The organism is Trabulsiella odontotermitis (assembly GCF_001188485.1).
Lineage (GTDB): Bacteria > Pseudomonadota > Gammaproteobacteria > Enterobacterales > Enterobacteriaceae > Trabulsiella > Trabulsiella odontotermitis_A.
On sequence record NZ_JNGH01000092.1, the window covers coordinates 1 to 11,552 of the forward strand.

General features: G+C 57.4%; 6 protein-coding genes and 6 pseudogenes. 9 read left to right on the forward strand and 3 right to left on the reverse strand.

Annotation, left to right across the window (positions count from 1 at the left end):
• Positions 1-170: pseudogene (locus tag GM30_RS26180) on the reverse strand (MFS transporter); the annotation flags it as partial.
• A gap of 120 nt (positions 171-290) precedes the next feature.
• Here GM30_RS26180 and GM30_RS13115 point away from each other — a divergent pair.
• From GM30_RS13115 to mazF, 8 genes and pseudogenes are all read left to right on the forward strand, one after another.
• A complete protein-coding gene (locus GM30_RS13115; RefSeq protein WP_049848977.1) occupies positions 291-869 on the forward strand; it encodes a TetR family transcriptional regulator in 579 nt (192 codons plus the stop codon).
• A gap of 180 nt (positions 870-1,049) precedes the next feature.
• A pseudogene (narU, locus tag GM30_RS13120) lies at positions 1,050-2,422 on the forward strand (nitrate/nitrite transporter NarU).
• Between the two features lie 60 nt (positions 2,423-2,482).
• Positions 2,483-6,213, forward strand: a pseudogene (locus GM30_RS13125) (nitrate reductase subunit alpha).
• Positions 6,210-7,641 (forward strand): annotated as a pseudogene (narH, locus tag GM30_RS27245) (nitrate reductase subunit beta). Before GM30_RS13125 ends, narH begins: the two co-directional pseudogenes overlap by 4 nt.
• Positions 7,641-8,336 (forward strand): nitrate reductase molybdenum cofactor assembly chaperone, encoded by a 696-nt coding sequence (narW, locus tag GM30_RS13135; RefSeq protein WP_049848978.1) that lies wholly within the window; start codon positions 7,641-7,643, stop codon positions 8,334-8,336. The pseudogene narH and the gene narW overlap by 1 nt, the downstream one beginning before the upstream one ends.
• Positions 8,333-8,996 (forward strand): annotated as a pseudogene (gene narI / locus GM30_RS13140) (respiratory nitrate reductase subunit gamma). The gene narW and the pseudogene narI overlap by 4 nt, the downstream one beginning before the upstream one ends.
• 119 nt (positions 8,997-9,115) lie before the next feature.
• On the forward strand, positions 9,116-9,364 hold the full coding sequence (locus tag GM30_RS13145; RefSeq protein WP_049848979.1) for an AbrB/MazE/SpoVT family DNA-binding domain-containing protein: 249 nt from the start codon (positions 9,116-9,118) through the stop codon (positions 9,362-9,364).
• Positions 9,364-9,690, forward strand: coding sequence for an endoribonuclease MazF (mazF, locus tag GM30_RS13150; RefSeq protein ID WP_049848980.1), 327 nt, complete (start codon positions 9,364-9,366; stop codon positions 9,688-9,690). Before GM30_RS13145 ends, mazF begins: the two co-directional genes overlap by 1 nt.
• 27 nt (positions 9,691-9,717) lie before the next feature.
• On the opposite strand, the gene nhoA is transcribed toward mazF, so the two are convergent.
• Positions 9,718-10,563: an N-hydroxyarylamine O-acetyltransferase gene (gene nhoA / locus GM30_RS13155; RefSeq protein WP_049848981.1), complete on the reverse strand. Its 846-nt coding sequence runs from the start codon at positions 10,561-10,563 to the stop codon at positions 9,718-9,720.
• A gap of 122 nt (positions 10,564-10,685) precedes the next feature.
• Here nhoA and GM30_RS13160 point away from each other — a divergent pair.
• A pseudogene (locus GM30_RS13160) lies at positions 10,686-11,236 on the forward strand (flavin reductase family protein).
• Between the two features lie 2 nt (positions 11,237-11,238).
• Here GM30_RS13160 and GM30_RS13165 read toward each other — a convergent pair.
• The coding region (locus GM30_RS13165; RefSeq protein ID WP_155483977.1) for a helix-turn-helix domain-containing protein at positions 11,239-11,552 on the reverse strand (314 nt) is incomplete at its 5' end.

Here is an 11,552-nt window from a genome sequence, read left to right on the forward strand (position 1 = left end):
ATGCCGGCCATCACCAGTGAATAGATATCAATGATCCACAGCAGTTCATTGCCACTGGCTCCCAGTGACACACTGAGCGTCGGTGCCGCCACGTGCAGCACGGTGGCATCAATCGCCACAGGAATATAAACCAGCACGATGGCAATTAACGTTAGCCATTGACGAAACATACTCTTTTCCTTCTGAAACCAATTCTGGACACGTGTCCAGAATGGCGATTCTCAGGGAAAATTGAACAGTTGTCCAACTTTTTGTTATTATCGTTCAACGCCCATTTAAGACCGAACATCATGACCTATCTGAACCGTGAAGACCGCCGTGAAACCATCCTGCTGGCCGCCATGCGTGTGGCGTTAACCGGGGGATTCAGCGCCATGACCGTTCGCCGCATCGCCAGCGAAGCCGGCGTCGCTGCCGGTCAGTTACATCATCACTTCGCCTCTTCGGGGGAATTAAAAGCGCAGACATTTATTCGCGTGATCCGTGAACAGCTTGATATGACGCTGGTGGAAGACGGTGCCAGCTGGCGGGAAAAACTGTTCTCAATGCTGTGCAGTGAGGACGGACGGCTTGATCCTTACATTCGCCTGTGGCGGGAGGCGCAACTGCTCGCCGACAGCGACAGTGATATTAAAGGCGCTTATCTGTTGACCATGACCATGTGGCACGACGAAACGGTGAGCATCATTAAGCAGGGCGTGTTGGCGGGCGAGTTTGCCTCCGGCGACAGCGCGGAAAACATAGCATGGCGTCTGATTGCGGTGGTATGTGGTCTGGATGGGATCTACGCGCTGGGCATGAAAGAGGTCGATGATGCCGCCTTTACGCGTCACATTCAGCATATTATTTCACTCGAGTTGTTTCCGTAACCTCTCCGGAGGTTACAATTAGTAACACATAAGATACATTTACTTCACATCGTATTTCTCACCCCTGCGCTTTCTTAACTATTCTTTTTTGCAAACTCCACTCTTCTATTCCTGAAAAACGCGGCTCTGCAGAGAACCGGGATTGTTCCCTTCATATTATCGCTGGTGTGTGAGGACGTTATGTCGCAACAAAATGAGAAGAATAATCATTATCTCTTAAATAGCTGGAAGCCCGAAAACCCGGAATTCTGGGAAAATAAAGGGAAACATATAGCACGAAGAAATTTATGGATTTCAGTGGCTTGCCTGTTGCTGGCATTTTGCGTGTGGATGCTGTTCAGCGCCGTCGCCGTTAATCTCAATAAAGTCGGGTTTAATTTCACTACCGATCAACTCTTTTTATTAACCGCCCTTCCTTCTCTCTCCGGCGCTATATTACGCGTGCCCTACTCCTTTATGGTGCCTATATTTGGCGGGCGAAAATGGACAGTATTAAGCACTATTATCCTGATTATTCCGTGTGTCTGGCTCGGTATTGCGATTGAAAACCCATCCACCCCTTTCGAGGTATTTATCATCATCGCGCTGCTGTGCGGTTTTGCCGGCGCTAACTTCGCCTCCAGCATGGGCAATATCAGCTTCTTCTTTCCTAAAGCCAAACAGGGCAGCGCACTCGGCATCAACGGTGGTCTCGGTAACCTCGGCGTCAGCGTGATGCAGATGGTCGCCCCTGTGGTGATTTTTCTGCCTGTATTTGCTTTTCTCGGCGTGCATGGCGTACCGCAGGAGGACGGTTCTGTTCTCGCCTTGACCAACGCTGCGTGGGTCTGGGCGCCATTGCTGCTGCTCGCCACTATCGCCGCCTGGTTCGGCATGAACGATATCGCCAGTTCAAAAGCTTCTATTGCGGACCAGCTACCGGTGTTGAAACGCCTGCATTTGTGGCTGCTGGCGCTGCTCTATCTGGCAACGTTCGGCTCGTTTATCGGTTTTTCAGCCGGTTTTGCGATGCTCGCCAAGACCCAGTTTCCGGACGTCAACATTCTTAAACTCGCCTTCTTCGGCCCGTTTATTGGTGCACTGGCGCGTTCTTTCGGTGGTGTGATCTCCGACAAACTTGGCGGCGTGCGCGTGACGCTGGTGAACTTCGTCTTTATGGCGCTGTTCACTGCCCTGCTGTTCCTGACGCTGCCCGGTGCGAACTCACAGGGTAATTTCATCGCCTTTTATCTCGTCTTTATGGGGCTGTTCCTGACCGCCGGTCTCGGCAGTGGCTCCCCTTTTCANNGTTGACGGTCTACAGAGTCAAGCTGCGCGGCGGCAGCGACGAGCAGGCGCAGCATGAAGCGGTGACCGATACCGCCGCGGCGCTCGGTTTTATCTCGGCGATTGGCGCCGTGGGCGGCTTCTTTATTCCGAAAGCCTTTGGCACCTCATTAACCCTCACCGGTTCGCCGGTCGGCGCAATGAAAGTGTTTCTGGTGTTTTACATCGTTTGTGTGCTGGTGACCTGGCTGGTTTATGGTCGCCGTAAAGCGTCAGCAGCCAAATAATTCGAATACTGATAAGCAGTGTAACCACGGGGTGCGCCTGGCCCCGTCAGGAGAAATGTCATGAGCAAACTACTGGATCGCTTTCGCTACTTTAAGCAAAAAGGCGACAGTTTCGCCAATGGCCACGGCCAGGTCTATGCCAACAACCGTGACTGGGAGGACAGCTACCGCCAGCGCTGGCAGTTCGACAAAATCGTCCGTTCCACGCATGGCGTGAACTGCACCGGTTCCTGTAGCTGGAAGATCTATGTCAAAAACGGGCTGGTGACCTGGGAAACCCAGCAGACAGACTACCCGCGCACCCGCCCGGATCTGCCCAATCATGAACCGCGCGGCTGCCCGCGTGGCGCAAGCTATTCGTGGTATCTCTACAGCGCTAACCGCCTCAAGTACCCACTGGTGCGCAAACGTCTGATCGAACTGTGGCGCGAAGCCCTGGCGCAACACAGCGATCCGGTGCTGGCGTGGGACGCCATCATGCAGGATCCGCAGAAAACCAAAAGCTACAAATCCGCCCGGGGTAAAGGCGGATTTGTTCGTTCTCACTGGAATGAACTGAACCAGCTCATTGCCGCTGCCAACGTCTGGACGATCAAACACTACGGCCCGGACCGCGTCGCAGGCTTTTCGCCGATCCCGGCAATGTCGATGGTGTCGTATGCCGCAGGCACCCGCTATCTGTCGCTGCTCGGCGGCACCTGTCTCAGCTTCTACGACTGGTACTGCGATCTTCCCCCCGCCTCGCCAATGACCTGGGGCGAGCAGACAGACGTGCCGGAATCCGCTGACTGGTATAACTCGAGCTACATCATCGCCTGGGGCTCTAACGTGCCGCAGACCCGTACGCCGGACGCCCATTTCTTCACAGAAGTGCGCTACAAAGGCACCAAAACCATCGCTATCACGCCGGACTTTTCGGAAGTCGCCAAGCTGAGCGACCAGTGGCTGGCACCGAAACAGGGCACCGACAGCGCGCTGGCTATGGCGATGGGCCATGTGATCCTCAAAGAGTTCCACCTCGATAATCCCAGCGATTACTTCATCAACTACTGTCGCCGCTACACCGATATGCCGATGCTGGTGATGCTCGACGCGCGCGATGACGGCAGCTACACCGCAGGCCGTATGTTGCGCGCCTCGGATCTGGTGGATGGTCTTGGCGAAAGCAATAACCCGGAGTGGAAAACCGTGGCGTATAACAGCGCCGGGGAACTGGTGGCACCCAACGGATCGATTGGTTTCCGCTGGGGTGAAAAAGGGAAATGGAACCTGGAAGCGCGGGCGGCCGGGAGCGAAACCGAACTGCAGCTGTCGCTGCTCGGTCAGCAGGACACGGTGGTTGGCGTGGCGTTCCCCTATTTCGGCGGCAACGAAAACCCGCATTTCCGCAGCGTGAAGCAGGATCCGATCCTGGTGCGCCAGTTGCCGGCCAAAAACCTCGATTTCGCCGACGGCAGCCGCGGTCTGGTGGTCAGCGTTTACGATCTGGTGCTGGCGAATTACGGCCTCGATCGCGGTCTCAACGATGCACTGGCGGCGAAAGCGTACAGCGACATCAAAGCCTACAGCCCGGCCTGGGCGGAGCAAATTACCGGCGTGCCGCGTCATCATATCGAGCAGATCGCCCGCGAATTTGCCGATACCGCCCATAAAACCCACGGTCGTTCAATGATCATCCTCGGTGCTGGCGTTAACCACTGGTATCACATGGACATGAACTATCGCGGGATGATCAACATGCTGGTGTTCTGCGGCTGCGTCGGGCAAAGCGGCGGCGGCTGGGCGCATTATGTCGGTCAGGAAAAACTGCGCCCGCAAACTGGCTGGCTGCCGCTGGCGTTCGCGCTGGACTGGAACCGTCCGCCGCNNGCACCTCGTACTACTACAACCACGCCAGCCAGTGGCGCTATGAAAAGCTGACCGCACAGGAGCTGCTCTCCCCACTGGCGGACGCGTCGAAGTTCACCGGTCACCTGATCGATTTCAATGTTCGCGCCGAACGCATGGGCTGGCTGCCGTCCGCGCCGCAGCTCAACCTCAATCCGCTGACCATTAAAGCGCAGGCTGACGCCGCCGGGCTTTCCCCGGTGGATTACACCGTGCAGGCGCTGAAATCCGGCGAGATCCGCATGGCCTGCGAGCAGCCGGACAGCGGCAAAAACCACCCGCGTAACCTGTTCGTCTGGCGCTCTAACCTGCTGGGCTCATCGGGCAAGGGCCACGAGTACATGCTCAAGTACCTGCTCGGCACCGACAGCGGCATTCAGGGCGAAGAGCTGGGTTCGACGGATGACGTCAAACCAGAAGAGGTGGAATGGCAGACGGCGGCGATCGAAGGCAAACTCGACCTGCTGGTGACCCTCGATTTCCGCATGTCCAGTACCTGTCTGTTCTCAGACATTGTGCTGCCGACCGCTACCTGGTACGAAAAAGACGACATGAACACCTCGGATATGCATCCGTTTATTCATCCGCTATCAGCGGCGGTTGACCCGGCATGGGAATCGCGTAGCGACTGGGAAATCTACAAAGGCATCGCGAAAACCTTCTCGCAGGTGTGCGTGGGTCATCTCGACAAAGAGACCGACGTGGTGCTGCAGCCGTTGCAGCACGACTCCCCGGCGGAGCTGTCGCAGCCGTTTGAGATTAAAGACTGGCGCAAAGGCGAATGCGATCTGATCCCCGGCAAAACCGCGCCAAACATTACCGTGGTGGAGCGTGACTACCCGGCGGTGTACGACCGGTTCACCAGCCTCGGGCCGCTGATGGATAAGCTCGGTAACGGCGGCAAAGGGATTTCGTGGAATACGCAGACGGAGATCGACTTCCTCGGCAAGCTCAACTACGTCAAGCCCGACGGTCCGGCGAAAGGCCGCCCGCGCATTGAAACCGCCATTGACGCCTCGGAAGTGATCCTCGCCCTCGCCCCGGAAACCAACGGTCAGGTGGCGGTGAAAGCCTGGGAAGCGCTCGCCCAGTTTACGGGTCGTGAGCATGCCCACCTGGCGCTGAACAAAGAAGATGAGAAAATCCGCTTCCGCGATATCCAGGCGCAGCCGCGCAAGATTATCTCCAGCCCCACCTGGTCCGGCCTTGAGAGCGAACACGTCTCGTATAACGCCGGGTATACCAACGTTCACGAGCTGATCCCCTGGCGTACCCTGTCCGGTCGCCAGCAGCTTTATCAGGATCACCCGTGGATGCGCGCGTTCGGTGAAAGTCTGGTGGCGTATCGTCCACCGATTGATACCCGTAGCGTCAGCCACATGAAGGACATCCCGCCTAACGGGTTCCCGGAAAAAGCGCTGAACTTCCTGACGCCGCATCAGAAATGGGGCATCCACTCCACCTACAGCGAAAACCTGCTGATGCTGACCCTGTCGCGCGGCGGGCCGATCGTCTGGATCAGCGAAACCGACGCCCGCGAACTGGGCATTGAAGATAACGACTGGATCGAAGCCTTCAACGCCAACGGCGCCCTCACCGCCCGCGCGGTGGTTAGTCAGCGCGTGCCGCCCGGCATGACCATGATGTACCACGCGCAGGAACGCATCATGAACATCCCCGGTTCGGAAGTCACCGGACGGCGCGGCGGGATCCACAACTCCGTCACCCGCGTCTGCCCGAAACCAACGCACATGATCGGCGGCTACGCGCAGCTGGCGTACGGTTTTAACTATTACGGAACCGTCGGCTCCAACCGCGACGAGTTCATCATGATCCGCAAAATGAAAAACATTAACTGGCTGGATGACGAAGGTCGGGATCAGGTACAGGAGGCGAAAAAATGAAAATACGCTCACAGGTTGGAATGGTACTTAACCTCGATAAATGCATTGGCTGTCACACCTGCTCTGTGACCTGTAAAAACGTCTGGACCGGTCGCGAAGGGATGGAATACGCGTGGTTTAACAACGTCGAGACCAAACCGGGTATCGGCTACCCGAAAAACTGGGAAGATCAGGAACAATGGCAAGGCGGCTGGGTGCGCGGGATCAGCGGCAAGCTGACGCCGCGTCTCGGCGGGCGCGTCGGCGTGCTGGCGAAAATTCACTTATGACTATCAGGATCTGCACCGCGCGCCGGAAGGCAAACATCTGCCGACGGCACGCCCGCGATCGCTGATCAGCGGCAAACGGATGGACAAAATTGAATGGGGGCCGAACTGGGAAGAACTGCTCGGCGGCGAGTTTGAAAAGCGCGCCCGCGACCGCAACTTCGATGCCATGCAAAAAGAGATGTACGGCCAGTTCGAAAACACCTTCATGATGTACCTGCCGCGCCTGTGCGAGCACTGCCTCAACCCGAGCTGCGTCGCCACCTGCCCGAGCGGCGCGATTTACAAGCGCGAAGAGGACGGCATTGTGCTGATCGATCAGGACAAATGCCGCGGCTGGCGCATGTGCATCAGCGGGTGTNGTCCGTACAAAAAAATCTACTTCAACTGGAAGAGCGGCAAATCAGAGAAGTGTATTTTCTGTTACCCGCGCATCGAGTCCGGTCAGCCGACCGTCTGCTCGGAAACCTGCGTCGGGCGCATCCGTTACCTCGGCGCGCTACTGTACGATGCGGACCGCATCGAAGAAGCCGCCAGCACCGAGCATGAAACCGATCTCTACGAGCGCCAGTGCGACGTGTTCCTCAACCCGAACGATCCGGCGGTAGTTGAAGAAGCGCTGAAACAGGGTATTCCGCAGAACGTTATCGACGCGGCCCAGCGGTCACCGGTCTACAAAATGGCGATGGACTGGAAGCTCGCTCTGCCACTGCACCCGGAATATCGCACGCTGCCGATGGTCTGGTACGTGCCGCCGTTGTCACCGATCCAGTCCTATGCGGACGCCGGTGGCCTGCCGAAAACCGATGGCGTGCTGCCGGCGGGCGAAACAGTACCTGGCGAACATGCTCAGCGCGGGCGATACCGGCCCGGTACTGCGTGCGCTGAAACGGATGATGGCGATGCGCCACTACAAGCGTGCGCAGACTGTCGAAGGCATCACCGATACCCGCGCCATTGAAGAAGTCGGCCTCAGCGTGGAACAGGTGGAAGAGATGTACCGCTATCTGGCCATCGCCAACTACGAAGACCGCTTTGTGATCCCCACCAGCCACCGCGAAATGGCGCGCGACGCCTTCCCGGAACGCAACGGCTGCGGCTTCACTTTTTGCGCGACGCCATCAACATCACCGAAGTGCGCGAGCATGGGGAGGGAGAATAATGCAGATCCTGAAAGTCATCGGCATGTTGCTGGAGTATCCCGACGCGTTTTTGTGGGACAACCGCGACGACGCCGTTGCGCTGGTGGCCGACGAAGCCCCCGCCTTGTCACCCTTTGTGACGACCATGCTCAACGCCCCGCTGCTCGATAAACAGGCCGAATGGTGTGAGATTTTCGAGCGCGGACGCGCCACCTCGCTGATGCTGTTTGAGCATGTACATGCCGAATCACGCGATCGCGGTCAGGCGATGGTTGACCTGCTGGCGCAGTACGAGCAAGCGGGATTGCAGCTCAACTGCCGCGAGCTGCCGGACCATCTGCCGCTGTATCTGGAGTATCTGAGCATTCTGCCACCCGCTGAGGCGCGCGAAGGTCTGCAGAACGTCGCGCCGATTCTGGCGCTCATCGGCGGTCGCCTGAAGCAACGCGGCTGCGACTATTACCAGTTGTTCGACGCGCTACTGACGCTGGCCGACAGCAGACTCACAAGTGACAGTGTCACTAAGCAGGTGGCGGGTGAAACCCGTGACGACACCCGTCAGGCGCTGGATGCGGTATGGGAAGAGGAACAGGTGAAGTTTATCGAAGATAACGCCACCGCCTGCGACAGTTCCCCGCTGCAAAACTATCAACGACGCTTTAGCCAGGACACCGCGCCACAGTACGTGGATGTCCGTGCCGGAGGCCCGACATGATCCCGTTTCTCAACGTCTTTTTCTACGATATTTACCCGTACCTGTGCGGGACGGTGTTTATCCTCGGTAGCTGGCTGCGCTACGACTACGGCCAGTACACCTGGCGCGCGGGGTCCAGCCAGATGCTCGACAAACGCGGCATGGTGCTGTGGTCGAATCTGTTCCACATCGGCATCCTGGGGATTTTCTTCGGGCACCTGTTCGGGATGCTGACCCCGCACTGGATGTACGCCTGGTTCCTGCCAATGGCGGTGAAACAGCAGATGGCGATGCTCCTCGGCNACGCTGGTCGGCGGCGGCGGGTTGCTGATTCGTCGACTGACCAATCCGCGTATTCGGGCGAATTCCAGCACCGCAGATATCCTGATCCTCTGCATTCTTCTGCTGCAGTGCATTCTCGGCCTGATCACCATTCCTTTCTCCGCCCAGTACCCGGACGGCAGTGAAATGCTGAAACTGGTGGGCTGGGCGCAGTCGGTGGTGACCTTCCAGGGCAGTCCGTCGCACTATCTCGATGGCGTGGCGTTGATCTTCCGCGTCCACCTGGTGCTCGGCATGACCATTTTCCTGCTGTTCCCTTTCACCCGACTGGTACACGTCTGGAGCGCCCCGGTGGAATACTTCACCCGCCGCTACCAGGTGGTGAGATCGCGCCGCTAAAAGCTGTGCCGGGCAGTTCGCCTGCCCGGTCAGCGCCTCTGATGTCGATACATTGTTGACACATTTCTACGGTTGTTCTACAATGGATATACATTGTATATCCATATCGGAGGTTATCTATGTCTCAGGTCGCCGTAAAAAAATGGGGTAATAGCCCATCGGTCCGCCTCCCGGTAGCCATCATGCGCGAAGCAGAACTTCATGTCGACGATGTGGTCAACATTGCCGTTAACGAAGAAGGCTGTATTGTATTATCCCCTGTTCGTCGACAGGAACCGTCGCTGGAATCTCTGCTGGCAGGGATCACCAACGACAATCTACATAGCGAAATCACCACGGGTGAACCGGTTGGTAAGGAGATGCTGTAATGGACTATGTTCCGCAAGCCGGAGATATCGTCTGGCTTGAGTTTGATCCGCAGTCTGGCCATGAGCAGGCCGGTTATCGTCCTGCTCTGGTTATTACACCCGCCGCTTACAACGGCAAAACAGGGTTAATGCTCTGTTGTCCCATCACCACCCAAATCAAAGGATACCCCTTTGAAGTGCTGATTTCCGGCTCTCGCCGCAATGTTGCACTGGCCGATCAAATCAAAAGTCTCGACTGGCGCGCCAGAAATGCCAGCAAAAAGGGAACTGCAACGCCGGAAGAGCTGGAGTCTGTTCGCGCCAGAGCGAAAGTTCTGATTGGCTGAATCAAGGGGGCGAGCCCCCTTCCCATCCTATTTCCCCGCTTCCGGGTGTGTTTCAAACGCCGACATAATCGCCCCCAGATCCGTGACGCTGAAACCGTGCTTGCGGTTATCAACCCCTAAGCCAAAACGCTGCTGGATCACGTCATACAGCGCCTCGACGTCAGGCAGTTCGATTTTTTCCAGCACGTGGCTGTTTCCCCAGTGGGTAAAGCTGAAATTCGTCAGCGTCAGCTTGCCGCCGTCGGGCAGATGGCGGCTCATCAGCAAATGGTGGCGGAAATGCGACTGTGGCCAGTGCGCCGACCAGAAATTACCCATCACGTAATCGGTAAAGTACGGTTTCGTCAGATCAAACTGGTACATCGACTGCCAGTGCTCATGATGGCTGACCTGCAGCGTCCAGTCATTCCCTTCGTTCAGCAAGCGGTACAGGCCGTGCGGCGTCTGCTGTGGAACGTCTGACAGCAGGCGAATCGGCGCGGTGAGCGTCTGACCGCCAAAACCCACATCGGCAATCCAGCGCTCGCCACCGAGATCCACCAGCAACAGCCGGTGCGTGCGCGGCGGCATCTGGGGCGGATTCGCCAGAATAACGCGGCCCAGCAGGCTTTGTACGTTGAAGCCGAGCTCCCGCAGCGCGCGCTCAAACAGCCCGTTCTGCTCAAAGCAGTAGCCGCCACGGCCGGCGGTGACCAGTTTGTCCTCCAGCGCGCTGTCATCAAGATGGATTTCACGCGGTAACAGAACATCAATATTTTCAAAAGGAATGGTGCAGTTGTGTGCTAAATGCAGCGCCTGCAGGGTTTCAAGGGTAACACCAGTCTCGCCAGTCCAGCCAAGACGAGATAAATACGCCGTTAAAAAAGGACTCATCAGGATCTCCTGCTCTCGGTATCCCTTGTTTATAACGCATTTTTTCGTTGCCAGCGGTGAATTTGTGCGGTTGACTGGCGATGCTATGCTAAACAAACCGTTACCGCTTTTGAGGAGTCGCTATGAGCCGTTTTCGCCCGGTGGAGTTAATCCATGCCAGCCGTCTGCTCAACCATGGTCCGACGATACTCATCACCAGTTATGACGATCAAACCGAGCGCCGCAACGTGATGGCGGCGGCGTGGTCGATGCCGGTGGAATTCGAGCCGCCGCGCATCGCCATCGTGGTGGATAAATCCACCTGGTCGCGGGAGCTTATCGAGCGCAGCGGACGCTTTGGCATCGTCATTCCTGGCGTGGAAGCGACGAACTGGACGTATGCCGTCGGCAGCGTCACCGGCCGCGATGAGGACAAATTCAACTGCTACGGTATTCCGGTGGTGAATGGCCCGGTGCTGGGGTTACCGCTGATTGAAGAGAAATGCCTGGCGTGGATGGAGTGTCGCTTGCTGCCGCCCACCGCGGCGCAGGAAAAATACGACACGCTGTTTGGGGAAGTGGTGGCCGCTGCCGCCGACGCAGAGGCGTTTATCGNCGCAACACGTTGCATCACCTCGGCGCGGGCACCTTCGTCAGCAGCGGCAAGCTGCTGAAAGCCGGTTCTCAGGACTAACCTCAGACGCCGCGAAACTCCTTGCGGTAGCGCGATGGCGAGGTTTTCAGGGATTTCAGAAAATGGCGGCGTAATGACGTGGCCGACGCAAAGCCGACCTGGCTGGCAATCAGATCGATGGGCTGATCGGTTTTCTCCAGAAAACGCTGCGCCACAATGATGCGCTGATCGAGCAGCCAGCGCGAAAAGCTCTCACCCGTGGTCTGCTGAAAACGGCGGGTAAAGCTGCGACGGCTCATGCAGGCACGGTCAGCCAGCAGATCGATGGTCAGCGGCTGATGGAGATTTTCCGTCGCCCAGGAGAGCGTCATGGAAA

Excerpts from the sequence above, each read along its gene's own strand:
- GM30_RS13115 (WP_049848977.1), top strand. The coding sequence starts at position 291 with ATGACCTATCTGAACCGTGAAGACCGCCGTGAAACCATCCTGCTGGCC.
- narW (WP_049848978.1), top strand. The coding sequence starts at position 7,641 with ATGCAGATCCTGAAAGTCATCGGCATGTTGCTGGAGTATCCCGACGCG.
- GM30_RS13145 (WP_049848979.1), top strand. The coding sequence starts at position 9,116 with ATGTCTCAGGTCGCCGTAAAAAAATGGGGTAATAGCCCATCGGTCCGC.
- mazF (WP_049848980.1), top strand. The coding sequence starts at position 9,364 with ATGGACTATGTTCCGCAAGCCGGAGATATCGTCTGGCTTGAGTTTGAT.
- nhoA (WP_049848981.1), bottom strand. The coding sequence starts at position 10,563 with ATGAGTCCTTTTTTAACGGCGTATTTATCTCGTCTTGGCTGGACTGGC.